Origin of the sequence: Aeromicrobium sp. A1-2, from assembly GCF_003443875.1 — a bacterium.
Taxonomy (GTDB): Bacteria; Actinomycetota; Actinomycetes; order Propionibacteriales; family Nocardioidaceae; genus Aeromicrobium.
The window spans coordinates 119906-146005 of sequence record NZ_CP027482.1 but is presented as its reverse complement, the minus strand read 5'-3'; the positions used below and the strand labels follow the sequence as shown (position 1 = coordinate 146005).

At 68.3% G+C, this 26100-nt stretch carries 25 protein-coding genes; 7 read left to right on the top strand and 18 right to left on the bottom strand.

The features are described from left to right. Positions 1-74: 74 nt before the first annotated feature. Genes C6I20_RS00670 through C6I20_RS00650 form a run of 5 tightly spaced genes read right to left on the bottom strand, consistent with a single transcriptional unit; the run spans position 75 to position 4620 of the window. On the bottom strand, positions 75-854 hold the full coding sequence (locus C6I20_RS00670; RefSeq protein ID WP_118394200.1) for a type III pantothenate kinase: 780 nt from the start codon (positions 852-854) through the stop codon (positions 75-77). 4 nt (positions 855-858) lie between these two features. Next, positions 859-1293 carry an aspartate 1-decarboxylase gene (gene panD, locus C6I20_RS00665; protein ID WP_118394199.1) on the bottom strand — a complete coding sequence of 145 codons (435 nt, stop codon included), beginning with the start codon at positions 1291-1293 and terminating at the stop codon, positions 859-861. 2 nt (positions 1294-1295) lie between these two features. After that, positions 1296-2129 carry a pantoate--beta-alanine ligase gene (panC, locus tag C6I20_RS00660; RefSeq protein ID WP_118394198.1) on the bottom strand — a complete coding sequence of 278 codons (834 nt, stop codon included), beginning with the start codon at positions 2127-2129 and terminating at the stop codon, positions 1296-1298. A gap of 2 nt (positions 2130-2131) precedes the next feature. Then, entirely contained in the window at positions 2132-3265 is a 1134-nt protein-coding gene (locus C6I20_RS00655; RefSeq protein ID WP_256372160.1) for a Rossmann-like and DUF2520 domain-containing protein, read from the bottom strand. Continuing rightward, the gene (locus tag C6I20_RS00650) at positions 3157-4620 is read right to left on the bottom strand and encodes a glycosyltransferase family 2 protein (protein ID WP_162891047.1); all 1464 of its coding nucleotides are present in this window, start codon (positions 4618-4620) and stop codon (positions 3157-3159) included. Before C6I20_RS00650 ends, C6I20_RS00655 begins: the two co-directional genes overlap by 109 nt. Before the next feature lie 36 nt (positions 4621-4656). Between C6I20_RS00650 and C6I20_RS16975 the strand changes: the two genes are divergently transcribed. The 4 genes from C6I20_RS16975 (at position 4657) to C6I20_RS00635 (ending at position 10024) form a co-directional block, all read left to right on the top strand. Beyond that, a complete protein-coding gene (locus C6I20_RS16975; RefSeq protein ID WP_162891046.1) occupies positions 4657-5589 on the top strand; it encodes an SAM-dependent methyltransferase in 933 nt (310 codons plus the stop codon). Then, entirely contained in the window at positions 5586-7124 is a 1539-nt protein-coding gene (locus C6I20_RS00645; RefSeq protein WP_118394196.1) for a polysaccharide pyruvyl transferase family protein, read from the top strand. Before C6I20_RS16975 ends, C6I20_RS00645 begins: the two co-directional genes overlap by 4 nt. Continuing rightward, positions 7121-8263, top strand: a complete 1143-nt coding sequence (locus C6I20_RS00640; protein WP_118394195.1) for an NADH-quinone oxidoreductase subunit D — start codon at positions 7121-7123, stop codon at positions 8261-8263. The genes C6I20_RS00645 and C6I20_RS00640 overlap by 4 nt, the downstream gene beginning before the upstream one ends. A 108-nt stretch (positions 8264-8371) precedes the next feature. After that, entirely contained in the window at positions 8372-10024 is a 1653-nt protein-coding gene (locus C6I20_RS00635; RefSeq protein ID WP_118394194.1) for a DUF885 domain-containing protein, read from the top strand. Between the two features lie 10 nt (positions 10025-10034). Here the strand turns inward: C6I20_RS00635 and C6I20_RS00630 are convergent, their stop codons facing one another. From C6I20_RS00630 to dacB, 11 genes are all read right to left on the bottom strand, one after another. Beyond that, a complete protein-coding gene (locus C6I20_RS00630; protein ID WP_118394193.1) occupies positions 10035-10538 on the bottom strand; it encodes a DUF3180 domain-containing protein in 504 nt (167 codons plus the stop codon). Positions 10539-10551: 13 nt separating this feature from the next. Further along, positions 10552-11115 (bottom strand): 2-amino-4-hydroxy-6-hydroxymethyldihydropteridine diphosphokinase, encoded by a 564-nt coding sequence (folK, locus tag C6I20_RS00625; protein WP_118394192.1) that lies wholly within the window; start codon positions 11113-11115, stop codon positions 10552-10554. Next, positions 11112-11486 (bottom strand): dihydroneopterin aldolase, encoded by a 375-nt coding sequence (gene folB / locus C6I20_RS00620; RefSeq protein ID WP_118394191.1) that lies wholly within the window; start codon positions 11484-11486, stop codon positions 11112-11114. The genes folK and folB overlap by 4 nt, the downstream gene beginning before the upstream one ends. A 3-nt stretch (positions 11487-11489) precedes the next feature. After that, entirely contained in the window at positions 11490-11924 is a 435-nt protein-coding gene (locus tag C6I20_RS00615) for a nuclear transport factor 2 family protein (RefSeq protein ID WP_118394190.1), read from the bottom strand. Continuing rightward, a complete protein-coding gene (gene folP / locus C6I20_RS00610; protein WP_174232960.1) occupies positions 11921-12751 on the bottom strand; it encodes a dihydropteroate synthase in 831 nt (276 codons plus the stop codon). Before folP ends, C6I20_RS00615 begins: the two co-directional genes overlap by 4 nt. A gap of 7 nt (positions 12752-12758) precedes the next feature. Beyond that, positions 12759-13325, bottom strand: a complete 567-nt coding sequence (folE, locus tag C6I20_RS00605; protein WP_118394188.1) for a GTP cyclohydrolase I FolE — start codon at positions 13323-13325, stop codon at positions 12759-12761. Then, positions 13322-15331: an ATP-dependent zinc metalloprotease FtsH gene (gene ftsH, locus C6I20_RS00600; RefSeq protein WP_118394187.1), complete on the bottom strand. Its 2010-nt coding sequence runs from the start codon at positions 15329-15331 to the stop codon at positions 13322-13324. The genes folE and ftsH overlap by 4 nt, the downstream gene beginning before the upstream one ends. 132 nt (positions 15332-15463) lie before the next feature. Next, complete coding sequence (gene hpt / locus C6I20_RS00595) at positions 15464-16021, bottom strand: hypoxanthine phosphoribosyltransferase (protein WP_118394186.1); 558 nt, start codon at positions 16019-16021, stop codon at positions 15464-15466. Between the two features lie 4 nt (positions 16022-16025). After that, positions 16026-16979, bottom strand: coding sequence for a tRNA lysidine(34) synthetase TilS (tilS, locus tag C6I20_RS00590; protein ID WP_118394185.1), 954 nt, complete (start codon positions 16977-16979; stop codon positions 16026-16028). A 5-nt stretch (positions 16980-16984) separates the two neighbouring features. Continuing rightward, complete coding sequence (locus tag C6I20_RS00585) at positions 16985-18031, bottom strand: zinc-dependent metalloprotease (protein ID WP_118394184.1); 1047 nt, start codon at positions 18029-18031, stop codon at positions 16985-16987. Between the two features lie 40 nt (positions 18032-18071). Beyond that, positions 18072-19481, bottom strand: coding sequence for a D-alanyl-D-alanine carboxypeptidase/D-alanyl-D-alanine-endopeptidase (gene dacB / locus C6I20_RS00580; RefSeq protein WP_118394183.1), 1410 nt, complete (start codon positions 19479-19481; stop codon positions 18072-18074). A gap of 77 nt (positions 19482-19558) precedes the next feature. Here dacB and C6I20_RS00575 point away from each other — a divergent pair, with 77 nt between their 5' ends. Beyond that, the gene (locus C6I20_RS00575; RefSeq protein ID WP_118394182.1) at positions 19559-20050 is read left to right on the top strand and encodes an inorganic diphosphatase; all 492 of its coding nucleotides are present in this window, start codon (positions 19559-19561) and stop codon (positions 20048-20050) included. A 31-nt stretch (positions 20051-20081) separates the two neighbouring features. On the opposite strand, the gene C6I20_RS00570 is transcribed toward C6I20_RS00575, so the two are convergent. After that, complete coding sequence (locus C6I20_RS00570) at positions 20082-20690, bottom strand: TetR/AcrR family transcriptional regulator (RefSeq protein ID WP_254052195.1); 609 nt, start codon at positions 20688-20690, stop codon at positions 20082-20084. Between the two features lie 78 nt (positions 20691-20768). Between C6I20_RS00570 and C6I20_RS00565 the strand changes: the two genes are divergently transcribed. Beyond that, a complete protein-coding gene (locus tag C6I20_RS00565) occupies positions 20769-22232 on the top strand; it encodes an NAD(P)/FAD-dependent oxidoreductase (protein WP_118394181.1) in 1464 nt (487 codons plus the stop codon). Between the two features lie 2 nt (positions 22233-22234). Further along, positions 22235-23557: a cytochrome P450 gene (locus tag C6I20_RS00560; RefSeq protein WP_118398390.1), complete on the top strand. Its 1323-nt coding sequence runs from the start codon at positions 22235-22237 to the stop codon at positions 23555-23557. A gap of 11 nt (positions 23558-23568) precedes the next feature. On the opposite strand, the gene C6I20_RS00555 is transcribed toward C6I20_RS00560, so the two are convergent. After that, entirely contained in the window at positions 23569-26088 is a 2520-nt protein-coding gene (locus C6I20_RS00555; protein WP_118394180.1) for an RNA helicase, read from the bottom strand. Positions 26089-26100 lie beyond the last annotated feature (12 nt).

The window sequence follows — 26100 nt, the reverse complement described above, 5'->3', positions numbered from 1 at the left end:
ACAAGGGTCAAGCCTATCGGCGCCTCGATGACCGCGAGTCGGCCCACCGTCCATCGCCGGGCTGGCGCCCGGGCTCAGTCGTGGTTCTTCTCGTGGATCAGCCGGAGGCCCGTCAGCGTCAGCCACGGATCGCGGGCCGTGATGGTCGAGCAGTTGTCGACGACCGCGTCCGGGAAGGACCCCGTCGCGATCACCGTGACGTGGTCGGGGTCTACGTCGAGAGAGTCGATGATGCGGGTCACCATCCCGTCGACCAGGCCGGCGAAGCCGTAGACCACACCGGACTGCAGCGCCTCAACGGTGTTCTTGCCCACGACGTCGCGCGGGAGGGCCAGCTCGACGCTCCGCAGCTGCGCGCCGCGGCGGGCCAGCGCGTCGAGGGAGAGCTCGACGCCGGGCGCGATGGCACCGCCGATGTAGCGGTTGGACTCATCGACGACGTCGAAGATTGTCGCGGTGCCGTTGAGGTCGACCACGATGGCCGGTCCGCCGTAGAGCTCTACGGCTGCCAGGGCGTTGACGATCCGGTCGGCACCGACCTCGCGGGGGTTGTCGGTGTGGATCGGGACGCCGGTCTTGACACCGGGGCCCACGATCGCGACCGGGAGATCGGCCCAGTAGCGCTCCTGCATGGCGCGCAGCTCGACCAGGATCGCCGGCACGGTGCAGCACAGGCTGACCGCCACGACCCGGCCGATGCCGGCCTGACTCACGAGCCCGGTGACGAGCATCTGCCACTCATCTGCGGTGCGCCGCTCGTCCGAGGAGACCTGCCAGTGCGCGATCAGGTCCGCATCATGGAAGGCGCCGATCGTCGTGTGGCTGTTGCTGACGTCCAGACAGAGCAGGGTCATGGGGTCACCGGGCGGCCACGAGCGGGTTGTTGACGATGTCGCCCCGGGTCAGCCCACTGCCTGGGAGCGCCTCAGCGGGGTCGTTGCCGGTGCCGATGACCTTGTTGTCCGCGTCGACGAACACGACGCTGGGCTCGAGCTTCCGGGCCTCGGCATCGGTCAGCTGCGCGTACGCGATCAGGATCACCAGGTCCCCGGGGTGGACCAGGTGCGCGGCGGCTCCGTTGATGCCGATGACGCCACTGCCCCGCTCGCCCGCGATCGTGTAGGTCTCCAGACGTGCGCCGTTGTCGATGTCGACGATGTGCACGAGCTCGCCGGGCAGCAGGTCCGCAGCGTCGAGCAGGTCCCGGTCGACCGTCACCGAGCCGACGTAGTGCAAGTCGGCCTGGGTCACGGTCGCGCGGTGGATCTTGGACTTCATCATGGTGCGGATCATGGTCAGGCTCCTAGCGTGAGGGACGTGTTGTCGAGCAGGCGTGGGGTGCCGACCCGGGCGGCGACGAGCAACCGGGCCTCGGCGCCGGGCCTCGCCGGGCCGAGGTCGGGGTCGGTGACGACGAGATAGTCCGGGTTGATCCCGGCGGTCTCGAGCACCGCCGCCGCGGCGACGAGCACGGACTCGGCGCCGCGCGGCCCGGCCGAGACACCGGCGCGCAGGGCAGCAGAGACGTAGGCCGCACGCTTCCGGTCGTCCTCCGACAGGTAGCGGTTGCGTGAGCTCATCGCCAGGCCATCCGGCTCGCGCACGGTCGGGCAGCCGACGATGTCGACACCCAGCGCGAGCTCGCGCGACAGGTGCCGGATGAGGGTTAGCTGTTGGTAGTCCTTCTCGCCGAACACCGCGACATCCGGTCGCACCAGTCCGAAGAGCTTCGCGACGACGGTCAGCACGCCGCGGAAGTGGGTCGGCCGAGCCGAGCCCTCGAGCACGGTGCCGAGGGGCCCCGGATCGACCGAGATGCTGTCGCCGGGGCCGGCCGGGTACATCGTCGGGACCGAGGGTGCGAAGACCACGTCGACCCCGGCCCGCGCGCAGACATCGAGGTCGGCGTCAAACGTGCGCGGATAGGCGTCGAAATCCTCATCCGGCGCGAACTGCGTCGGGTTGACGAAGATCGAGGCAACCAGCGTCTCGCCGAGCGGACGCGCGTGCTCGAGCAGCTGGAGGTGCCCGTCGTGCAGCGCCCCCATGGTCGGCACGAACGAGACGCTCGAGCCACCATGGGCAGCCAGGAGCTCGGCGCGCGTACGCGCGATGATCGGACCGGTCACGGTCAGATCCCGGCGGCGATCTCGGCGAGCGTGTCCCAGTCGGCCTCGTCGAGGACCTGGCGGATTGTGCTGGCCTGACTCGCGGCGAGCCGGCCGTCGACCTCGGCCCGACCCGCAGTCGCACGGGCCAGCTCGAGGTAGGCGTCGACGGTTGCGTCATCGACGTCCGCCGCGGCGAGCGCGTCGACGTGGGCGCGGATCGTGGTGATGTCACCGCGAACGACAGGGCCGGTCAGGGCCGCGTCACCATAGGCCAGGACATTGTCGAGAGCCGCGGCCAGCAGGGGGCGCAGAACGGCTGCGGGATCGTCGGCCCCGGCCGTGCGCAGGAGGTCCATCGACTGCGCGACCAGCGTGACCAGGTGGTTGGCTCCGTGCGCCAGCGCTGCGTGATAGAGCGCGCGATCGGCCTCGGCGACCCACATCGGGGTGCCGCCGAGCGCAGCGACGAGCTCTTCGGCGAGCGGGCGCTCGGCCGGGTCGGCGGTCAGCCCGAAGACCGGCGAACGATCCAGGTCGACCGGCGTGCCCGAGAAGGTCATAGCGGGGTGGAACGCGATGGGACGCGCGCCGAGCCGGGTCAGGGACGCGAGGGCGTCCAGACCGTGGCGGCCGCTGGTGTGCAGGACGTACTGGCCGGGTCGCACGGCACCTGAGGCGGCCAACTCCTCGGCGACCGCAATCAGGTCGTCATCGGGCACCGCGAGCACAAGGATGTCGCTCGCCCGGGCCAGCTCGGTCGGGGTCAGCACGTCCACGTCCGGCAGGAGGTTGCTGATGCGGAGCAGGGAGGCAGGCGAGCGTCCGCTGACGCCCACCAGCGGGTAGCCGGCCGTACGGAATCGTGCTGCGAGAACCGCGCCGACTCTTCCGGCTCCGATCACGCCCAAGGACAGATGCGTCATGTGTGATGCCTTTCGTTCCAGTCCCGCAAGCGGGTACCAGACAAACTGACGAGTCCAGCCTACCGTCGGCACGAATCGGCGACAGTGCTTCGAGGTGTGCCGAGGATCACATACCGGCGGAGTCAGGCCGGGATCCGCGTCGTCGTCGTCCCCTCCCGCGCCCCGTCCGTCAGCGTCACGGTGATCTGCCGTGGCGCACGCCGCGCCACGCCGCTGAGCGTCACGGACCACCCCGATCCGGGATAGCGCCTCTGCGCACCCTGGCGGGACGTCGACACATGCGGCTCGCCCCACTGCACGACGTCGACGAGGTCCCCGTCGGTCTTGACCGACAGCAGGGGCTCGACCAGGTCGACACCGGGAAACCAGGCTTCGACGCCGAGCACGAGGTTGGTCCCGTCCTGGTGGACGGTCCGCACGACCGCCTGCACCTCGGCCTGTCCGGCAGTCAGGACATAGGCCTCGGGCGGCACCGGGTCGTGACCCCAGCCGGGGAGGTACGCCGTCAGGCCGGCCGGTTCGATGCCGGTCGGGTGCATCTCGGGCTGCATCCCCTCGGCCTGGACGTACCGCCGGATCGTGGCCCGGTCTCCAACGGCCAGCAGGGCGTAGAGCACTCGGTACTCGGCGGGGACCTCGGTCTCGTAACGATCCGATGGCGCAGCCTCGACGATCGCCGGCACGCGCCGGACCAGCGCCTCGAGGTAGTCATCGTCAGCTTGCTCGAGAATCAGCACGGCGCCCGCGACGTTGTGGCGGAGGTACTGCAGCGCGCGCTCGGCCCTGATCTGCGGGATCGGTTCGAGCAGCGCCAGGACGGCATCGATGGCATCAAGTCGAGCGCCCACCGCTTCGGCGGTCACCTGGCCCTGCGACATCGAGGTCTCCTGTCGGCGCCACGTGTATCCGACGACCTCGGAGATGTCGATGCCGTGTGCGTCGCGGTAGGCCTTCGCCGTGACGCACTGGTCACCCGCCAGCAGCACCGTCGGGAACGAGAGCCCTGCGGAGACCCAGAACGCACGACGGAAGATCTTGCCGCACGCGATCTCGTTGAGCAGCAGGTCCGGGCGCTCCTGGAGCGTGACGTGACGGGCCGGGCGGGCGTGCAGCGTCTCGATCCACGGATCGGGCGGCGCGATCACGGCACCCTCCTGCCGTTGGTAGGGCATCACCGCAACGTCCGAGCCGGTCCACTCGAGCACCTCCATCGCGGCGCGCAGCCCGCGGCGGGTCACAGTGTCGTCGGCATCCAGAAATGTCAGGAACGCTCCCGTGGCCCGCTCGACCCCGGCACGTCTCGCCTCGCCGACGCCCGCATGAGGCTGGCTGAGGACTGCCACCCGCCGATCTGCGCGGGCATGGGCACGAGCCCGCTCCAGGCTGTCATCGGTCGAGCCGTCGTCGATCACGATGATCTCGACCCGACGATGGTCCTGGCGCCGGGCCGACAGCAGACACTCGTCGAGCGTCGCGGCTCCGTCGAGCACCGGCACGACGATGCTGAGCAGCGGCCCGGATCGTTGCCTCCAACGGTCCAGCGGCCGCGCGATGGCGCGCCGGACGCGCCTTCGGAGTCGTGCCACCTCTTGAGCATAACGACGAGTCTCTAGGTTGATCCCATGACGAAGCGACCGCTCCCGTGGCGCGAGGCGTGGGACCTGGCCCTGTATGCCGACGACGGCTTCTTCCGCACCTCGCGACCGGCGGAACACTTCCGAACCAGCGCGCACCTCGGCGGATTCGCCGCGGCCGTCGCCGAGCTGATCGCGCGCACCCGTGCGCGCACGGTCGTCGACCTGGGCGCCGGAGGCGGCGAGCTGCTGACCGCCCTGCTGCCGTTGGTCGGCGCGGACGTGCGCCTGATCGGCGTCGAGGTCGCCGACCGGCCGGAGACCCTGCCGTCTTCGATCTCCTGGCTGCCGTCCCTCCCCGATCGAATCGAGGGTCTGCTGATCGCAAACGAGTGGCTCGACAACATCCCGTGTGATGTGGTCGAGATGGCCCAGGACGGTCGAGTGCGCCACGTCCTGGTCGACCCTGACACAGGTGCCGAGACGTTCGGCGGTGAGTGCGACTCGGAGTGGCTCCGCACGTGGTGGCCGCTGTCCGAGCCGGGAGAGCGAGCCGAGATCGGCGCGACGAGAGACGCCGCGTGGGCCGATGCCGTGGCGCGGGTCGACGGCACCGCGGTCGCGATCGACTACGGCCACCGGCGCGCGGACCGCCCCCCGTTCGGGACGCTCCGCTCGTACGCCGCGGGACGCGAGGTCGACGTCGTGCCCGATGGCAGTCGTGACGTCACGGCGCACGTCGCTGTCGACGCGGTGGCTCACGCCGCGGGAGCGACCCTGCACCGCCAGCGCGACGTGCTGGCCGGGCTGGGTGTGGATGCCGGTCGACCACCGCTCGACCTGGCCCGGACCGATCCCTCGGCCTACCTGCGCCGACTCGCCGCCGCCGGAGAGGCCGGCGAGCTCCTCGCGAGCGGCGGTCTCGGCGACTTCTGGTGGTTGGTCACAGGTCCGCTCGGACGTGGAACACTGAGCCCATGACTCGGTTGCTGATCCGATCCGGCAAGGACCCCTTCACCGCTGTCGCAGCCGAATCGACGTTGACCCAGGACGTCTTCAACAGCAACAGCGGCAACTACCTGTTCCAGCACTCGGTGTGGAAGGCTCTGTCGATCGATGGCGCCGAGCTGGTCTCCAACGGGACGCTGTCCGAACGCCAGCCGCCCCAGGAGGGGGACGCGGAGCGGATCAACTCCGAGTTCGACCATCTGGTCATCCCCATGGCCAACGCCTTCCGCCCCGAGTTCGCACCGCGGCTCGACCGGCTGAGCGAGTTGCTCCAACAGCTCACGATCCCCGTCACCGTCACCGGCATCGGGGCGCAGGCCGCACACGGCCTGGGTGCCGAGTCACTCGAACCAATCTCTGACTCAGTCAAGAAGTTCGTCAGCCTCGTGCTCGACCGCTCGGCCTCGATCGGGGTACGCGGCGAGTTCACCCGGTCATACCTGCGCGGGCTCGGCTTCGCTGACGAGGCTGTCGACGTCATCGGCTGCCCATCGCTGTTTCTGCACGGTCGCGACTTCACGGTCGACAAGAAGGTTGACGCGATCACGCAAGACAGTCGGCTGGCCCTCAACCTGACGCCCGAGGTGCCCGGTATCGGCGCGTTCGCGACCGCCCAGACAGAGCGCCACCCCCACCTGACCTACATCGGACAGGACAGCAACGACCTACGGCTGATGCTGTGGGGGGTCCCATTTCCACACGTCCACGATCCGCTCGTGCCGGTCCACCTCAACCACCCGATCTACCAGGCCGACCGGATGCGGCTGTTCCTCGACACCTGGACCTGGTATGACTTCCTCGCGGACCATGACTTCGCGTACGGCACCCGGTTTCACGGCAACGTCGCCGCGCTGCTCGGCGGAACGCCAGCCCTGCTGCTCGCGCACGACTCCCGCACAATCGAACTGGCCGAGTACCACCAGATGCCGTTCACGCTGATGCCCGAGTTCACCGCAGACCTCCGTGCTGAGGAGTTGTACGAGTCGACCGACATGAGCAAGTTCAACGCCGCGATGCCCGAGAGGTTCGACCGCTACACCGCATTCCTCGAGCGCAACCGGCTCGCGCACATCTGGCAGGACGGCGCAGGAACCGGCGAATTCGACGAACGCCTCACGGCTGCAAGGTTCCCAGCGCCCGTTCGTCCGCTGGTCGCCCCTGACGGCGGGGAGATCGCCTCGCGGCTGCAGTGGCTGCGGGAGGGAATGGTGCTTGACATCACCCGCCACGAACAGGCCTACCAGCACCCCTCCCCCTATCCGGAGTGGCGCGGCGGTGGGAGCCTCCACGATCGTCGGGTTCGGGCAACCGACGCCCGGCTCTCGGACCACAAGGCACTGATCGCCAGCCAGAAGACTCAGATCGCGAAGCAGAAGGACCAGATCACCAAGCATTCGGCCGATATCGCCGCGTTGCGCCTGCACCTGACCAAGGTCGAGCACAGGACGCTCGCGGGGCTGCTCGCCCGAATCAAGCGCGCTGTCGTCTCGGCACTCCGGCGCGCATGACCGAGGTGACCGCCAGCGTCGGCGCCGGCTTCGCGACGACCGACATGGTGCTCAACATCGGTCCGCAGCACCCGGCGACCCATGGCGTTCTTCGCCTGCGGCTGACCCTGGACGGCGAGCGGGTCATGGCCTGCGAGCCGATCATCGGCTACATGCACCGTGGCGTCGAGAAGCTCTTCGAGGTCCGCGACTACCGACAGATCATCGTTCTGGCCAACCGGCACGACTGGCTCAGCGCCTTCTCCTCCGAGCTCGGCGTCGTCCTGGCGGTCGAGGACATGCTCGGCATGGAGGTCCCTGAACGGGCGACCTGGATCCGTACGCTGCTGGCCGAGCTCAACCGGGTGCTCAACCACCTGATGTTCCTGGGTTCCTATCCGCTCGAGCTCGGCGCGATCACACCGATCTTCTATGCGTTCCGCGAGCGGGAGACCATCCAGGAGGTCATGGAGGAGGTCTCCGGTGGTCGGATGCACTACATGTTCAACCGGGTCGGCGGCCTCAAGGAGGACATCCCGGCCGGCTGGACGGGACGAGCCTCGGCGGCGATCGCGACGGTCCGGACCCGCCTGGACGAGCTCGAGGACCTGATCTTCGGCAACGAGATCTTCCGCGCCCGCACCCAGGGGATCGGCGTGCTCTCCGCCGACCTCGTGCACGCCTACGGCGTCTCCGGGCCGATCGCCCGCGCCTCCGGTCTCGACCTGGACCTGCGGCGCGACGAGCCGTACCTCGCGTACGGCGAGCTGCAGGACGTCCTGCGGGTGCCGGTGAGGACCGACGGCGACTGCTACGCGCGATTCGCGGTACTGCTCGAGCAGACCAAGGTCTCTCTCGACCTGGCCGATGCGTGTATCGCCCGGCTGGCCGACATCGCGCCGGGACCGGTCAACGTGCGCCTGCCCAAGATCCTCAAGGCGCCGGAGGGGTCGACATACGTGTGGACCGAGAACCCGCTGGGGCTCAACGGCTACTACCTGGTCTCCCGCGGAGAGAAGACTCCCTGGCGGCTCAAGCTGCGCTCTGCCTCGTTCAACAACGTCGCGGTGCTGCCCGAGATCGTCAGCGGCACCGTCGTGGCCGATCTCGTCGCGATCCTCGGCTCGATGTTCTTCGTCGTCGGCGACATCGACAAGTAGCCACACCTCACCTCGCCGCTGAGCCTGACGTTTCTGCGGGGGCACACCGGCGTGTTGCAACAGAAACGTCAGGCCCAGCGGGGACCGGGGGAGTCGTAGGGTTGGGGTATGGCCGACACCACTCCCCGCATCCCGACCCCCATGGATGATCTCGCCGAGGAGTGGCTCGACGACCTGCTCGACCTCCAGCCTGAGCTGCACGTCCACCTCGGCCGCCCCGGACGCGAGTCCGACTACACCGATCGCTCCCCCGACGGCGTAGGCCAGGCGGTCGACGCGGCCCGGTCGATGCTGGCGCGCGTACGCAGGACGGACCCGGTAGACGCGGTCGACTCCGTCACGAGGGCCGAGCTGATCCGCACCATCGAGCTCGACATCGAGCAGGTCGAGGCCGGCTTCTGGCAGCGCGACCTCAACGTCATCGCCTCGCCGGGTCAGGACCTCCGCGACATCTTCGACCTGATGGACACCGAGACCGAGGACGACTGGTCACACGTCGCGCGCCGCATGCACAACCTGCCCGATGCGATGGCCGGCTACCTCGACTCGCTACGGATCGGCATCGCGGCCAAGAACACACCCGCGCTCCGCCAGGTGCGCGAGGTCGCGGCCCAGGCCCGCAAGCAGGCCGGAGCCGACAGCTTCTTCACGGCATTGGCGGCCCGCGCGGACGTGCCGCCGGCCCTCCGGACGGACCTCGAGTCGGGCGCGCAGGCGGCCAGCGAGGCGTACGCGGTCCTGGCCGACTTCCTGGAGCGCGAGCTGGCGCCGCGCGCCCCGGTCGCCGACGGCGTCGGTCGCGAGCACTACGCCATCGCGTCACGCCACTTCGTCGGAGCCGAGATCGATCTTGACGAGACGTACGAGTGGGGGCTCGAGGAGCTCGCCCGGATGGTCCGGGAGCAGGAGTCGATCGCCGACCAGATCAAGCCCGGCGCGACGGTCGCCGAGGCGATCGCCCACCTCGACACCGATCCGGCACACAAGCTGCACAGCACCGAGGCCCTGCAGGCCTGGATGCAGGAGACCAGCGACCGAGCCGTCGCGGACCTGGGGCGTACGCACTTCGACATCCCCGAGCCGATGCGTCGGCTCGAGTGCATGATCGCGCCGACCCAGGAGGGCGGCATCTACTACACCCCGCCCAGCGACGACTTCCAGCGCGCCGGCCGCATGTGGTGGAGCGTCCCGCAGGGCATCACCGAGTTCGACACCTGGCGCGAGCTCACGACGGTTTATCACGAGGGTGTGCCGGGGCACCACCTCCAGCTGGGTCTCGCCACGTACAACCGGGCCGAGCTCAACGGCTGGCGCCGGATCAACTGGAACTCTGGACACGGGGAGGGCTGGGCTCTGTACGCCGAGCGGTTGATGGCGGACCTGGGCTACCTCGACAACCCGGCCGACCGGCTCGGGATGCTGGACGGGCAGCGGATGCGCGCAGCCCGGGTCGTGGTCGACCTCGGCGTGCACCTCGGCAAGCCCAAGCCGGACGGATCCGGCACGTGGACCGGCGACGACGCTTTCGGCTTCCTGTCCCAGCACGTCAACATGAACGAGCCCTTCATCCGTTTCGAGGCCAACCGCTATCTGGGCTGGCCCGGCCAGGCCCCGTCGTACAAGGTCGGACAACGCATGTGGGAACAGCTCCGCGACGCGTACGTCGCCGCCAATGGCCCTGATCTCAAGGAGTTCCACCGCCGCGCCCTGTCGGTCGGCAGCATCGGCCTCGACACGCTGCGTCAGTCGTTGCTGGCCTGACCCGGTCGGGTCAGGCGGGCGTCGGGTCGGGGGGGCCCTTGGACACCTTGCCGCCCTTGCCCTCATCGTCGTCGCCGGGGAGCCGACAGGCCCGCTCGAGCAGCACGGCGGCGATCAGGAGCAGGACGCTGGCAATCGCCGCGGCACCACCACGGACGACCCGCTCCCGGCCCAGTGGCGAGTCCAACGCCTCGACGAACGCAAGCGCGAACCCGCCGTAGAGACCCGCCACGAGGGATCCGACGACGGCGGACGACTTGGCGACCGCCAACATCCTGATCCCATGGTCCGCCGTCATCCGCTGCTGCTTCTTGTGCAGGCTCTGCCAGGTGTTCCAGGCCAGCGTACCGACCAGCACGGCGGCCAGGAACAGCGTCAACGGCGCCGCCCAGCTCAACCGCGGCACACTGCCGTCGAAACGGACGATCAGCGGTGGCACCAGCCGGCCGACGACCAGACCGGTTCCGATCAGCGCCGCGATCAGCACCGCCGAGGTCGGACGTACCCGATTCATGAGGGTGAGGTGATCACAGGATGATCTCGAGGTCCTCGCGCTTGTGGACACCCGAGGTGTCGACTCCGGTCAGCAGATCGGCGACGAAGCCCTTGCCGGGGATCTCGCCCTCGGGGTCGATCTCGAGCCACGGGACGAGCACGAATCCACGCTCGTGCGCACGGGGGTGCGGCAGCTTGAGCGACTCGTCGTCGGCGACACGGGGTCCGACCACGATCAGGTCGACGTCGAGCGTGCGAGGCGCACCCTGCTCGGAGCGTTCGCGACCGAATGCGTCCTCGATCGCGAGCGCGCGGTCCAGCAGCGTGTGGACCGTCAGGGTCGTGTCGATCAGCACGACGGCGTTGAGGAACTTGCCGGACTGCGCGGTGGCCTCCAGCGGATCGGTCTCGTAGACCGAGGAGATTGCGACGACGGTGACCTCAGGGGTGTCCTCGAGTGCCGAGACTCCACCCTGAAGCTTGCCGTGCCGATCGCCCAGGTTGGAGCCGAGCGACAGGACCGCCTGGCGGATGGGTCGCATCCCGCCGGTCATGGTGTCCGCGTCCAGGACGTACGGTGTTGGCGCTTCGGTCACAGTTTGCTCCGCTCTATCGTCACGGCGACATCGTCGAACGCCACCTTGATGGGCGCCTCCGGCTTGTGCACCGTCACGCTAGCCCATCGGACCGACTCTTCGGCCAGGCACAAGTCCACCACACGAAGCGCCAACGTCTCAATCAGGTCGACCGGCTCCCCCACGATGGCGTCATGCACCTGCTGTGCCAGGACTCCGTAGTGCACCGTCTTGGTCAGGTCGTGCTCACGCGCGGCGGGTCCAAGGTCCAGCCCGAGGCTCACGTCGAGGATGAACTTCTGCCCGTCGCGGCGCTCCTCCGGAAACACCCCGTGATGCCCATGGGCGGAGATCCCGCGCAGGTCGATGCGGTCGAGTCCGTCGGGAATCATGGATCAGTCCTTCGTGTCAGGGACGATGAGCTCGGCGATCGGCGAGGCGTGGCGGGACCAGAACTTCCACCCGCCCGGCCGGCTGACCAAGATGCTGGTGCACACCGCCTTGCCCCCCGAGAATGCCTCGGGAGAGACCAACCCCTCGCCGGAGAGGATGTTCTCGGTGCAGCTGACCAACGCGGTCGTGGGCTCGTCCGCGCCACGCGGGAAGGTCACGACCTGGATGTCGGTCAGGAAGAACTGGATGTAGCCGACATTGGCCATCAGCACGGTCCACGAGCGCAGGACCTGCGCCGTCCCGCGGAGGGGAAGCGCGCCGGGGTGGACGCATGACGTTTCTGCGTCGTCGACCCAGAGCGAGGCCATCAGGTCGACGTCGCCGGTCTCCACGGCGTCGTAGAACGCCCCATGGACGGCGAGCACGGTCGCGTTCATCGCGCCTCGCGACCGAGTCGAGCGACCACGCGTACGGCATCGGCCGAGGCTGCAGGGTCGTGAACGCGCACGCACCAGGCCCCCGCCCGGGCGGCCAGCGTGGTGATCGCGGCGGTTCCATCGTCACGGCGGTCGGTGGGCCGCAGCTCGTCACCATCGGACAGCAACTCACCCAGGAATCGTTTGCGGGACGCGGCCACGAGCAGCGGGTGGCGCAGCGCCACGAAGGCATCCAGGCGTGCCAGGACCGTCCAGTTCTGGTCACCCGTCTTGGAGAAGCCCAGGCCGGGATCGAGGATGATCCGCTCGGGGTCGACGCCGGCGTGCACCGCCGCGTTGACCTGCACCACGAGTTCCCGGGTGATGTCCTCGACGAGGTCGTCGTAGTGCGTGTGCTGTTGCATCACGGCGGAGTGCTCGCGCCAGTGCATCAACACGATCGGTGATCCGGTCTGCGCCGCCAGCGCCATCATGTCGGGATCGGCCCGCCCTCCGGAGACATCGTTGACGATCGACGCGCCGGCCTCCAGCGACTCGCGCGCAGTCGATGCCCGCATCGTGTCGACCGACACCGCGATGCCCTCCGCGACCAGGCCGCGGATGACCGGGATGACCCGGCGCAGCTCCTCATCGCCATCGATCCTGATCGCCCCGGGTCTTGTCGACTCGCCCCCGACATCAACCAGGTCGGCGCCCTCGGAGACCAGATCGATGCCGTGCCGGATCGCGGTGTCCGCGTCGAGCCACCTGCCCCCGTCCGAGAACGAGTCAGGCGTCACGTTGACGACCCCCATCACGAGGCAGCGGTCGTCAGGCAGTCCAAGCATCACACCACTAGCGTGCCGTGATGAGGCCCATGGCCTCCGCGCGGGTCGCCGGATCGCGCAGCTGACCGCGCACGGCACTCGTGACGGTCCTCGCGCCGCCCTTGCGGACACCCCGCATCGTCATGCACAGGTGCTCGGCCTCGATCACGACGATGACGCCGCGGGGATTGAGGTGGGTGATGAGCGCGTCCGCGATCTGCGTCGTGAGCCGCTCCTGCACCTGCGGGCGACGGGCGTACACGTCGACGACCCGCGCGAGCTTGGACAGGCCCGTCACCCGGCCGCCGTCGGTCGGGATGTAGCCCACGTGGGCGACACCGAAGAACGGCACCAGGTGGTGCTCGCACATCGACCACATCTCGATGTCCTTGACCAGCACGAGCTCGTCGTGACCAACCTCGAAGACCGCGGTCAGGACGTCCTCCGGACTCTGGTCGAGCCCGGCGAGCAGCTCCTCGTACGACTTGGCGACGCGCGCCGGGGTGTCCCGCAGGCCCTCGCGGTCGGGATCCTCCCCGACCGCGATCAACAGCTCCCGGATCGCCGCCTCGGCGCGCGGCCGGTCAACCGTCACGAAAGCCCCGGGTCACCGTGGACGTCAGGCCCGGCCGGCGGCGGAGCGTCGACACCTGCGTCGGGTCCGACCACGATGGGCGTGCCGTTCTGTCCGCTGTAGGACCGACCGGCGATCGTGTCGACGGGCGGACGGGTGTCCGGCACGCGGGTGTCAGAACCGGTCCAGGCCGGGCGGATCGCGCGGCGCTGCAACGGCTTGAAGATCTCGGCGACCTGCGCCTTGTCGAGCGTCTCCTTCTCCAACAGCTCAGTGACCAGGGCATCCAGCACGTGCCGGTTCTCGTTGAGGATGTCGAACGCCTCCTGGTGGGCGAACGAGATCAGCTTGTTGATCTCCTCGTCGACCACGGCCGCAACGGCCTCGGAGTAGTTGCGGGCGTGCCCGATGTCGCGGCCGAGGAACGGTTGACCCTCGTTCTCGCCGAGACGCACCGCGCCGAGCCGCTCGGTCATGCCGTACTGCGTCACCATCGCGCGGGCCAGGCCGGTGGCCTTCTCGATGTCGTTGCCGGCACCCGTGGTCGGGTCGTGGAAGACCAGCTCCTCGGCCGCGCGGCCACCCATCATGTAGGCGAGCTTGTCGAGCAGCTCGGCGCGCGTCTGGGAGTACTTGTCCTCGTCGGGCAGCACCATGGTGTAGCCCAGCGCCCGGCCCCGCGGCAGGATCGTGATCTTGTGCACGGGATCGCTCTGCGGGAGCGCCGCGGCAACGAGGGCATGGCCGCCCTCGTGGTAGGCCGTGATGCGCCGTTCGTTCTCGTTCATCAGCCGGCTGCGCTTCTGCGGGCCGGAAATGACCCGGTCGATCGCCTCGTCCAGCGCGGCGTTGTCGATCGTCTTGGCGCCGTTGCGGGCGGTCAGCAGAGCGGCCTCGTTGAGCACGTTGGCCAGGTCCGCGCCGGAGAATCCGGGCGTACGCCTGCCGACGGCCTCCAGGTCGACGCCCGGTGCGATGGGCTTGCCGCGCGAGTGGACCTTGAGGATCTGGGTGCGTCCGGCCAGGTCGGGCGCCTCGACGCCGATCTGCCGGTCGAAACGACCCGGGCGCAGCAGCGCAGGATCCAGGACGTCGGGACGGTTGGTCGCCGCGATCAGGATGACCCCGCCACGGACGTCGAAGCCGTCCATCTCGACGAGCAGCTGGTTGAGGGTCTGCTCACGCTCGTCGTGGCCGCCACCCATGCCGGTGCCACGGTGCCGGCCGACAGCGTCGATCTCGTCGATGAAGACGATCGCCGGGGCGTTCTCCTTGGCCTGCTCGAACAGGTCGCGGACCCGGCTGGCGCCGACGCCGACGAACATCTCGACGAAGTCCGAGCCGGAGATCGAGTAGAACGGGACGCCCGCCTCACCCGCGACCGCGCGCGCGAGCAGCGTCTTGCCGGTGCCGGGAGGGCCGTAGAGCAGGACGCCCTTGGGGATCTTGGCCCCGACCGCCTGGAACTTCGCGGGTTCCTGGAGGAACTCCTTGATCTCGCTCAGCTCCTCGATCGCCTCGTCGCAGCCTGCGACGTCGGAGAACGTGGTCTTGGGCGTGTCCTTGGTCATGAGCTTGGCCTTGGACTTGGCGAACTGCATGACCCGGCCGCCGCCGCCCGCCGCGTTGTTCATCATGTAGATGATCAGGACGAAGATCAGGATGACCGGGAGGATGCCGATCAGCAGGCTCAGGAACGGGTTGGACTTGGGAACCTCGACGTCGAAGGTCTTGAGCTTCTTGTCCGCCACCGCCGTCTCAGCCTGCTCAACGAGTCGCGCACCCTGCTCGCCGAGGTACTTGCTCTTGACCTTCTTGCCGTCGGTGAGCGTCGCCTGGATCTGCTGGTCACCGTCGATGAAGGTGACATCCTTGACCTTGCCGTCCTCCAGGTAGCTGACCATGGTGGCGGTCTTGACGGTCTTGTAGCCGTCGGCGCTCGAGGAAGCGGTCACGATCGCGATCACGACAAGGGTGATGACGAAGATCCAGAGCCAGGGGCCCTTGATGAGGCGTTTGAAATTCATGTACGGGCGTGGAGCGGGTCCACTCCTCCTGTGCGCTTGTCGGTAAGGAGACGGTACACGCAGCACCGTCCACCTGTGGAACGAGTTGTCCGGGCTCGATGGTTCCCCAAAATCAGTGCAGGGACAGCCGTGTCAGGAGTAGACGTGTGGCGCGAGGGTGCCGATGCAGCGCAGGTTGCGGTACTTCTCGTTGAAGTCCAGTCCGTAGCCCACGACGAATGCGTTGGGGATGTCGAAACCGACGTACTTGACCTCGACGTCCATCTGCTGCGCGTCGGGCTTGCGCAGCAGCGTCGCGATCTCGACGGACGCCGGGCCGCGCGACCGCAGGTTGGTGATGAGCCAGGACAGCGTGAGTCCGGTGTCGATGATGTCCTCGACGATCAGGACGTGCCGACCCTCCAGATCGGTGTCGAGATCCTTGAGGATCCGCACCACCCCGGACGACTTGGTGCCCGACCCGTAGGACGACACCGCCATCCAGTCCATCTCGACATGCCGGTCCAGGCTGCGGGCAAGATCGGCCATGACCATCACCGCGCCCTTGAGGACTCCGACGAGCAGGATGTCCTTGCCCGCGTAGTCGATCTCGATCTGAACGGCCATCTCCTTGAGTCGGGAGACGATCTGCTCTTCCGTGAACAGGGTCTGGTCGAGCTCGAGGTCGTCTGCGACATGTGTCTGGTCCACGGGTTCAGCCTCCCACAGGGGTCCTGACGTACGACAGGACATCCCCCACCCGTACGCACGCGAGCCCGCCGGGCAGCTCAATCCGCTGCTGCCCGCGCCAGTCGGTGACGAGTCGGTCGAGCTCGCCGAGATGCGTCGAGGTCAACGCGGAGCCGTCGACGCCTGCTTCGAGCGCGGTGCGGCGCAGGGCCCTCGAACGGATCGCCGGCGCGAGGGCCAGGAGCGTCGAGACCTCGAGCGGGCAGCTGACGTCCGCTGCGAGCGCGTCGAGGTACGCACCGTCGGCCCGCACCTGCTCGGCCGTACGTGCGAGGGCCTCGGCGACCCCGCCGCCCAGGACATCCTCGAGGACCGGCATGACCTCGGCGCGGATGCGGGACCGGCGGTAGGCCGGATCGGAGTTGTGCGGATCGGTCCACCACTGCAGGCCATGCGCACGGCAGATGCGTTCGGTATCGGCGCGGCGCAGCGCCAGGAACGGCCGGCGGGTCATCCCGTCGCTCGGCGGCATCCCGGCGATCGAGCGCGGTCCCGATCCCCTGCCCAGTCCGAGCAGCACGGTCTCTGCCTGGTCGTCAAGCGTGTGCCCGAGCAGAACCGCATCGGGCGCCGAACGCTGCAGCGCCTCGTGCCGAGCTCGCCGGGCCGCGGCCTCAGGACCGCCGTGCCGACCGACGTCGACACGCACGACCTCGGTCTCGACACCGAGGTCGCGGAGCTGGCCAGCGGCTGTGGCAGCCACCTGGCCCGATCCGGACTGGAGCTGGTGGTCGACGATCACGGCGATCAGCTCGTACGACGCCCGATCGGCCACGAACGCCGTCACGGCCGCCAGCGCCAGCGAGTCGGCCCCGCCCGAGACCCCGACGACGAGCCGGCTGCCGGGTCCGAGGTCGAGCAGCGCGGCACGCACCAGGTTGCGACCCGTCGCGACCGCGCGGTCCAGAGCGCCGCCCATACGATCTAGCCGTGCACGCGGGAGACCCACGACGCAGGATCGAGGATCTCCGTGGCGGTCGGCAGGTTGGCGGGCTCGGCCCAGACCGCGTTGAATCCCGAGAGGCCCACGACTTCGTTGACCTCGCGCACGAACACGGCACCGTCGCGGTACTGCCGCATCTTGGCGTCGAGACCAAGCAGCCGCCGCAGGACGAGGTCGAGGCCTCCGGCGCTCTTGCGCCGCTGGGTGAATTTGCGGCGGATGTCCGCCACGGTCGGGATGACCTCGGGCCCGACCCCATCCATCACGACATCGGCATGGCCCTCCAGCAGCGACATGATGCCGGTCATCCTGTCGACGATCTCGCGCTGCTTGTCATTTTGGAACAGCTCGGCCAATGAGGCCTCGGAGTCACCCCGGACGATCCGGATCGCTTCGCCCAGCCCCTCGGTGACCAGCGACGACAACGCGGAGGCGTCGAGGTCGGTCGCGTCCACGAACTCGTCGAGCAACGACCGCAGGTGGCCCCGCATCCAGTCAACAGCCGTGAACTGCACCCGGTGCGTCTCCTCGTGCAGGCACACCCAGAGACGGAAGTCGTGGGGATCGACGTCGAGCTGGCGCTCGGCCTGCACGATGTTGGGCGCGACCAGCAGCAACCTGCCGGCTTCCCCATCGGGGCCGCTCCAGAACGGGTCGAACTGTCCCAGCACCTTGGAGGACATGAATGACATCAGGGCGCCGAGCTCGGCACCGCTGATCTTCTCGCCGACCGTCCGGGCCATCCCGGTCGGCATCTTGTTGGACTCGGCGAGCTTGGCTGCCACGGGGTCCATGACGAGCCGGAACGTGTCGAGGTTGGCCTCGATCCAACGCGGCCGATCGATCACGAGAACCGGTGCCGTGGCGGACGTGGCGTGCAGATCGCTGAACTCGCGGACCGGCGCCTCGGACCGGGCAGCTCCCTCCCGGAGCTCCGCCACCGCCTCGGCGACCTCGGCCTCCGACACGACGGGGCCTGGCTTCGACAGCTTCGTCGCCGTCGAGAGAGCGAACTTCCAATCGATCATGCGACCAACCTACGGCCTGAGCGGTAGCCGCGAGGCTGACTCAGGCCCCGCAGTCACATGCCGCGATCGACGCCGCGACGCGGTCCAGCGCGGCCTGGGCCGCCAACGGCTCGGCCCGGTCGGTGCGATCGGCCATCAGCGCGAACACGACCGGACGCCCGCCGGAGTCGAGAGCGAAACCGGCCAACGAGTGCACGCCGGACAGGGTCCCGGTCTTGGCCCGGACCGTGCCCAACGACGTCGTGAGCCGCGCGAATCGGTCGACCAGGGTGCCGGTGAAGCCGCTGACCGGCAGGTCCGGGAGCAGTCCTGATGTGCGGGTTGTCGTCGCCGCGACGTTGATCGTCTCGGCCAGGGTTCGCGGCGCGATGCGATTGGACCGGGACAGGCCGCTGCCGTCGCGGAGCACGAGACCTGCTGTGTCGACGTCGGCAGCCTCCAGGACGTTCGTCACCGCGGCCGTGCCACCGTCGAACGTCGCGGGCTGGTCGGCCGCCAGGGCCAGCTGGCGCAGCATGACCTCGGCGGCCTCGTTGTCGCTGGTGCGCACCAGCCGCTCGACGATCCTTGCCACGGTCGCGCTGTCTGCCACGCCGATCGTGGCGGCACCGGCGGGAGCCTCGGCGGCCACCGGATCACCCGACACCGTGATCCCTCGGTCGGACAGCAGCCCAGCGAACTTCCTGGCCGCGGCCGCGGCCGGCTCCTTCGCGCGCACCCCGCCCTCGACCCCCTGGTCGACCCAGAGTGCGCTCACGGGGGTCGCGATGTTCTCGCTGACGTAGGACGGCTCCCACGTGGGGCTCGCTGCCGGTCCGGTGAACAACGACTCGTCGAACCCCAGCCGGACGGTCGTCGAACCCGACTCCTTCAACGCTGCGGCCACCTGTCGGGCCAGCGTCGTCAGGTCGGCCTTGACCGCCCGATCGGGCTTCTTGCTGATCTTCGTCACCAGATAGGGATCGCCACCGCCGACCAGCACGATGCGGTCGCCCTGCTGCATGACACGGGTCGCGAAAGTCGTCTGCGGGTCGATCAGGGACAGCGCGGCGAAGCTCGTGAGCACCTTGGTCGTCGAGGCCGGGATGTAGGCCGTCGTGCCCGATGACGCGATCTCGCGTCCGTCTGCCGGAGAGATCGCGGAATAGCCCACCCGGGATCCGAGCACGGGTGCGCCCAGCCCGGACTTGATCGCTGCCGCGACCTTGGCCGGATCGAGATCACCGGCGCTGGCCTGCACCACCACCTCAGGGTCAGGGGTCGAGTCCGTCGTGAGCATTGCGGGAGGGATGACGTTGGACGGCCCGCAGTCGCCGTCGCAGATCAGGGCGTTGAGGGAGCCGCGCTGCCACAGCACGATGCCGAGCGCCACGACAAGAGCCAGCACGACGGCCGGGATGAGGATGCCACCGCGGGGCCGCGAGACCCTGGTTTCATTCGGAGCGGCCACATGGGCCAGACTATAGAGAACACATCGCGCGGTGCCGCATGGCACGCGCAGCCAAAATTCAACCGCCGGAGGCACCAGTGATTTTCGACGTCACCGTGGAGATCCCCAAGGGCAGCCGCAACAAGTACGAGGTCGACCACGCGTCGCATCGCATTCGCCTCGACCGCACGCTGTTCACCGCCACGCAGTACCCGGCCGACTACGGCTTCATCGACGACAGCCTCGGCATGGACAGCGATCCGCTTGACGCGCTCGTCCTGCTGTCCGAGCCGACGTTCCCGGGTTGCGTCATCTCGTGCCGCACGATCGGCATGTTCCGCATGACCGACGAGGCCGGCGGCGACGACAAGGTCCTGTGTGTCCCCGCCAAGGATCCTCGCCAGGAGCACCTGCGCGACATCCACCACGTGCCCGAGTTCGACCGGCTCGAGATCGAGCACTTCTTCACGGTCTACAAGGACCTCGAGCCCGGCAAGTCGGTCGAGGGATCCACTTGGACCGGTCGCATCGAGGCCGAGGCCGAGATCCAGGCCTCGTACGACCGCTTCAAGGCCAACGGCGGCTACTGAGTCACGCCACCGCTCGGCCGCCGGCCTCTGGTCAGCCGGTCGAGCTCTTGAGGAGCGCGCGCATCGTGTCGGCGAACACTCCGACGTCGATCGTGCTGTCCAGCGACCGTAGCGTCCCCAGACCGATGCCCAGGCTCAGCAGTGCCGTCGCGGCGTGGTCAGCGTCGACCGAGTCACCCAGACCGGCCTCCGCCGTCACCTGGCGGACGAGGTCGGCGATCGCCGCGCGGATCTCGCGGTGCCGCTTGACCAGCTCGGTCGCGACGTAGGGGCTCTGCCGCGCGATCGCGCCGAATTCCACCTCGAGGGCCGTCCAGCGCGGCTGGCCCAGGCCTTCTCTGGCCCAGGCCGCGAAGGCCTCGATCCGCCCGTCGAGATCGGTGTCGGCGGTGAACGCCATGACGACGCCTTCGATCTGCTCCTCGTGAATGCTGTCGAGCACCGCCATGCAGAGCTGTTCCTTGCCGGCGAAGTTGGAGTAGACCGCGCCCTTGGAGAAGCCGGCGCGCACCGCGACCTTGTCCAGCGAGGTCGCTGCGTAGCCATCCGACAAGAACATCTCCCGGGCGACAGCAATCAGGCTCTCGCGCGTCTGCGCCTGACGCTCCGCCCTGCTGATCCGCACGCCGTCCACCGTCACTCGCCACTCCCTCGCCCGTCGGACCACTTGGTCCGAAACAGTCTTGCATCATGCTCAGATACCGATAGTATCTGAAAGGTGATCAAAAAGGACATCGTCATCATCGGCACCGGCTTCTCCGGCATGGGCGCCGCCATGAAGCTCCGCAAGGCCGGGCGTGAGGACTTCGTCGTCCTCGAGAAGGCCCACGACGTCGGCGGCACGTGGCGCGACAACACCTACCCCGGCTGCGAGTGCGACGTCCCCAGCCACATGTACTCGTTCTCGTACGAGCTCAACACCGACTGGAGCAAGAGCTTCTCCGGCCAGGAGGAGATCTGGTCGTACATGCGCAAGGTTGCCGACGAGCAGGGCATCCGCCCCTACATCAGCTTCGGCGTCGAGGTCACGGGCGCGACGTGGGACGAGGACCAGAAGCTGTGGACCATCCGCACGAACGGTGAGGACTACCAGGCGCGGGTGATCGTCGCGGGCGTCGGCGGGCTCCACATCCCCAATGTCCCGGAGATTGCCGGCGCGGACTCCTTCGAGGGACCCAGGTTCCACTCCGCCGAGTGGGACCACTCTGTCGACCTCAAGGGCAAGAAGGTCGTCGTGATCGGCACGGGCGCCAGCGCGATCCAGTTCGTCCCGATCATCGCGCAGGAGGTCGACCAGCTCACGGTCTTCCAGCGCACACCGGCCTGGGTGCTGCCCAAGAAGGACAAGCCGACGCCCGAGTGGCGCAAGAAGGCCTTCGGGACGATCCCGGGAGCGCAGCGGGCGTACCGCAACGCCCTCTACTGGACGCTCGAGGCTCGCGCGATCGCGTTCAACGGCCACCTCAACGTGCTGCCGTTCGCCGAGAAGATCGTCAAGCGCTACCTCGCCACCTCGATCCCGGACCCCGAGCTGCGGGCCAAGCTGACGCCGGACTACCGGCTGGGCTGCAAGCGCGTCCTGCAGTCCAACACGTACTACCCGACGTTCATGCGGGACAACGTCGAGCTCAACACCGACGGCGTCCGGGAGATCCTGAGCGACGGTGTGATCGACAGCAACGGCGTCAAGCACGAGGCCGACGTGATCATCTACGGCACGGGCTTCCACGTCATCGATGCCTTCGACTACCTCGACATCAAGGGCAAGGACGGCGTCGACCTCGCGACGCAGTTCCGCGACAACGGCGTCGAGACGTACATGGGCATGACGATCAACGGCTTCCCGAACCTGTACTTCATGCTCGGCCCCAACACAGCTCTCGGCCACAACTCGGTGGTCTTCATGATCGAGCAGCAGACCAAGTTCATCATCTTGATGCTCGACGAGATGGATCGCCGCGGCGCGGTCGCCGCCGAGCCCACCAAGGAGGCCCAGACCGCCTTCAACGTCGAGATCCAAAAGCTCGTCGAGAAGGGCATCTGGACGCAGGGTGGGTGCACGTCGTGGTACCTCGACAGCCAGGGCAAGAACCGCACGATCTGGCCCAAGTTCACCTTCCAGTACTGGTGGGAGACCCGCAAGATCAACGCGCCCGACTTCGCGTGGGAACGGGCGGCCTGACCATGAGCGACTCCCCCGCGTACGACATCCCCGACGGTCCGACCACGCCACCGTGGCTCACGACCTGGAAGTTCCTGCGCAACCGTTACTCCGACATGCCCAAGCTGCATGCGAAGTACGGCGACACGTTCTCGATGCGGCTCCTGCCCGGTCCGGAGACGCTCGTGATCTTCAGCGACCCCGTCGACGTCAAGGAGATCTTCGCCTCCGACCCGTCACAGTTCCATGCGGGCGAGGCGAATGCGATCCTCAAGCCGGTCATGGGCAAGCACTCGGTCCTGCTCACCGACGACGCCGAGCACGCGCGGGCTCGCAAGCTGTTGATGCCCGCCTTCACCGGCCCGTCGATGCGGGGCTACCGCCCGCTGGTCGAGGCCATCGCCAAGGTCGAGATCGACTCCTGGCGCGACGGAGACACGCTGGTCACGCTCGATCGGATGAATGCCGTCACGCTCGACATCATCCTGCAGGTCGTGTTCGGCGTCACCGATGAGGAACGCCTCGCAGTGCTGCGGCCCAAGGTCAACACGATGGTCAACATCGGCGCCAAGACGCTGCTGGCCTGGTCGTATCCGATGCTGACCAAGTTCCCGCCGTGGAGCACGTACTTCAAGAATCAGGTCGAGGTCGACAAGCTGCTCTACGCCGAGATCGCCGAACGGCGCCAGGCACACGACCTCGAGGGTCGCGACGACGTCCTGTCACGTCTGCTGCGCGTCGGCGCCGAGCCGTCCGAGGACGGGACGGGCGAGCAGCCGCTGACCGACGAGGAGCTGCGCGACCAGCTCATCACGCTGCTGCTCGCGGGGCACGAGACCACCGCGTCTGCGCTGTCCTGGACGCTGCACGAGCTCGGTCGCCATCCGGACGTCCTGGCCAAGGCGCTGGTCGCCGCGGACACCGGCGACGACGCGTACCTCGAGGCCTGCCTCAAGGAAGCCATGCGGGTGCACCCGATCATCGACTTCGTGGCCCGGACTCTCAAGAGCGACCAGGTCGTCGGTGGCCGGCTGCTGCCCCGGGGCGTCACCGTCGCGCCGTCGATCATGCTGGCCCACAGCCGCGACGAGAACTGGGCCGACGCGCACGAGTACATCCCGGAGCGCTTCATCGACGAGAAGATCTCACCCAACATGTGGCTGCCGTTCGGCGGCGGCGTGCGCCGGTGCATCGGTGCGGCGTTCTCGCTGATGGAAGGCACCGTCGTGCTGCGCGAGGTGCTGCAGCGCTACGAGGTGTCGGCGACCAAGCCTGCCCCCAACTACCTGCGCAACATCACCAACGTGCCCGGTGACAAGGCCCCGCTGCAGCTCACTTCCCGCTGAGTGGGATGTGATCAGCGCGGGCCGACTTCGAGGACCGTGACGGCGGCTTCGCCGATCTCGTCGCTCTCGGCCAGGTCGACCTGGGCCGTGATGCCCCAGTCCCGGTCACCCTCGGGGTCGTCGAAGGTCTGCCGGACGGTCCAGGTTGTCGCGCCCTCCTCGACCATGAACAGGTCCGGGCCACGCGAGCCCGGGCCGGTGCCGATCGAGTCGTACTCCTCGCGATAGGCCGCCATCGCCTCCATCCACGCGGCGGCGTCCCAGCCGTCCTCGCCGTCGAGCTCGGCCAGCGCGGTCCACCGGCCGAAGGCCGCGAGCTCGACCCGGCGGAACATCGCATTGCGGACCAGGACGCGGAACGCCCGCGCGTTGCCCGTGACGGGCCTCGGGGGAGCGTTGCCGTCGGCCTTGGCGCGGACCTCGGCCGGGTCAGTCGTGGGATTGATGAGCTCTTCCCACTCGTCCAGGAGGCTCGAGTCGGTCTGCCGTACGAGCTCGCCGAGCCACTCGGTCAGGTCCTCCAGCTCATCATTGCGGACTCGCTCGGGGACCGTCCGCCCCAGGGTCTTGTAGACGTCCGAGAGGTAGCGCAGGACCATCCCTTCGGATCGCGCGAGCTGATAGTCGCCGATCAGCTCGGAGAACGTCATCGCCCGCTCCCACATCTCGCGGACGACCGACTTGGGCCGGAGCTCGTGGTCAGCAACCCACGGATGACCACCGCGATACGTCTCGTACGCCGCGGTCAGCATCTCCTCCAGTGGCTTGGGGTGCGTGATCTCCTCGAGCAGCTCCATCCGCTCGTCGTACTCGATGCCGTCCATCTTCATCTCGTTGATCGCCTCGCCCCGCGCGCGATGCCGCTGAGCATTGACGATCGGACGCGGATCATCCAGCGTCGACTCGACGACCGAGACGATGTCGAGCGCGTACGTCGGCGACTCCCGGTCGAACAGCTCGAACGCGGCGACCGCGAACGGTGACAGCGGCTGGTTGAGGGCGAAGTTGGCCTGCAGGTCGATCGTCAGCTGGAGCGTACGGCCCTCCGCGTCGGGTGGGTCGATGCTCTCGACGACCTCCCCGGCCAGCAACGCCGCAATGATCTCGTCGACCTCGGCGAGCATCCGATCCTGCGACTCCTCGGTCTCGCCACTCTCGCGCAGGAGCCGTTCGAGCGAAGCCCGCGCGTCACCGGGTCGGGAGATGACGTCGAGCACCATCGCGTGGCTGACCTTCATGCGGGACACGAGCGACTCAGGTGTGCCGGTCGACAGCTTCTCGAAGGTGCCCTGACCCCACGAGACGAATCCTTCAGGGGCCTTCTTGCGGTTGACCCTGCGCAGCTTTTTCGGGTCGTCACCGGCCTTGCGCACCAGTCGGGCGTTCTCGATGTCGTGCTCGGGCGCCTCGACGACGACGTGACCGATCGTGTCGTAGCCGGCGCGACCGGCCCGGCCGGCGATCTGCTGAAACTCGCGCACCTGGAGCTGCCGCTGCCGGGTGCCGTCGTACTTCGAGAGCCCACTGAACAGGACGGTCCGGATCGGGACGTTGATGCCCACGCCGAGGGTGTCCGTGCCGCACACGACCTTGAGCAGGCCCCGCTGGGTCAGCGTCTCGACGAGCCGGCGATAGCGGGGCAGCATGCCCGCGTGGTGGACGCCGACGCCCATCCGGATGAGCCGAGAGAGTGTCTTGCCGAATGCCGACGAGAACCGGAAGTCGCCCAGCGCTTCGGCGATCAGGTCGCGTTCCTCGCGGGTCGCGACCTTGATGCTCGTCAGCGCCTGCGCGCGCTCGAGGGCCGAGAGCTGGGTGAAGTGCACGACGTACACCGGCGTCTGACCCGTCTCAATCAGCTGCTCGAGGGTCTCCTGCACGGGCGAGGTGACGTACTCGCTGACCAGCGGCACGGGCCGCTCGCTCGAGGCGACGACCGTGGTCTCGCGGCCCGTACGCCTGGCCAGATCGGCCTCGAGCTTCGTCGTGTCGCCGAGCGTCGCCGACATCAGCAGGAACTGTGCGCGCGGCAGCTCGATCAGCGGGACCTGCCAGGCCCAGCCGCGATCAGGGTCGGCATAGAAGTGGAACTCATCCATCACGACGAGCCCGATGTCGGCACTGGCACCTTCGCGCAGGGCCATGTTGGCGAGGATCTCGGCGGTGGCGGCGATGATCGGGGCGTCGGCGTTGACCGCGGCGTCACCCGTCACCATGCCGACGTTGTCTGCACCGAATATCTCGCACAGGTCGAAGAACTTTTCACTCACCAACGCCTTGATCGGCGCGGTGTAGACGCTGCACTCCCCCCGTGCGAGCGCGGCGGCCATCGCCCCGGTTGCGACGAGGCTCTTGCCTGACCCGGTCGGCGTCGCGAGGATCACGTTGGACCCGGCGACGCACTCCAGAATCGCCTCGTCCTGCGCGGGATAGAGGGTCAGTCCGCGGTCGTCGACCCACTGAGTGATCGCGTCGTAGACGACATCCTCGTCGGTCGTCGTGCCGGACGGCAGGAGGTCGATGAGGCGCATCCCTGCATTGTC

Excerpts from the sequence above, each read along its gene's own strand:
- C6I20_RS00670 (WP_118394200.1), bottom strand. The coding sequence starts at position 854 with ATGACCCTGCTCTGTCTGGACGTCAGCAACAGCCACACGACGATCGGC.
- panD (WP_118394199.1), bottom strand. The coding sequence starts at position 1,293 with ATGATCCGCACCATGATGAAGTCCAAGATCCACCGCGCGACCGTGACC.
- C6I20_RS16975 (WP_162891046.1), top strand. The coding sequence starts at position 4,657 with ATGACGAAGCGACCGCTCCCGTGGCGCGAGGCGTGGGACCTGGCCCTG.
- C6I20_RS00645 (WP_118394196.1), top strand. The coding sequence starts at position 5,586 with ATGACTCGGTTGCTGATCCGATCCGGCAAGGACCCCTTCACCGCTGTC.
- C6I20_RS00640 (WP_118394195.1), top strand. The coding sequence starts at position 7,121 with ATGACCGAGGTGACCGCCAGCGTCGGCGCCGGCTTCGCGACGACCGAC.
- C6I20_RS00635 (WP_118394194.1), top strand. The coding sequence starts at position 8,372 with ATGGCCGACACCACTCCCCGCATCCCGACCCCCATGGATGATCTCGCC.
- C6I20_RS00630 (WP_118394193.1), bottom strand. The coding sequence starts at position 10,538 with ATGAATCGGGTACGTCCGACCTCGGCGGTGCTGATCGCGGCGCTGATC.
- folB (WP_118394191.1), bottom strand. The coding sequence starts at position 11,486 with ATGATTCCCGACGGACTCGACCGCATCGACCTGCGCGGGATCTCCGCC.
- C6I20_RS00615 (WP_118394190.1), bottom strand. The coding sequence starts at position 11,924 with ATGAACGCGACCGTGCTCGCCGTCCATGGGGCGTTCTACGACGCCGTG.
- folP (WP_174232960.1), bottom strand. The coding sequence starts at position 12,751 with ATGCTTGGACTGCCTGACGACCGCTGCCTCGTGATGGGGGTCGTCAAC.
- ftsH (WP_118394187.1), bottom strand. The coding sequence starts at position 15,331 with ATGAATTTCAAACGCCTCATCAAGGGCCCCTGGCTCTGGATCTTCGTC.
- tilS (WP_118394185.1), bottom strand. The coding sequence starts at position 16,979 with ATGGGCGGCGCTCTGGACCGCGCGGTCGCGACGGGTCGCAACCTGGTG.
- C6I20_RS00585 (WP_118394184.1), bottom strand. The coding sequence starts at position 18,031 with ATGATCGATTGGAAGTTCGCTCTCTCGACGGCGACGAAGCTGTCGAAG.
- C6I20_RS00560 (WP_118398390.1), top strand. The coding sequence starts at position 22,235 with ATGAGCGACTCCCCCGCGTACGACATCCCCGACGGTCCGACCACGCCA.
- C6I20_RS00555 (WP_118394180.1), bottom strand. The coding sequence starts at position 26,088 with ATGCGCCTCATCGACCTCCTGCCGTCCGGCACGACGACCGACGAGGAT.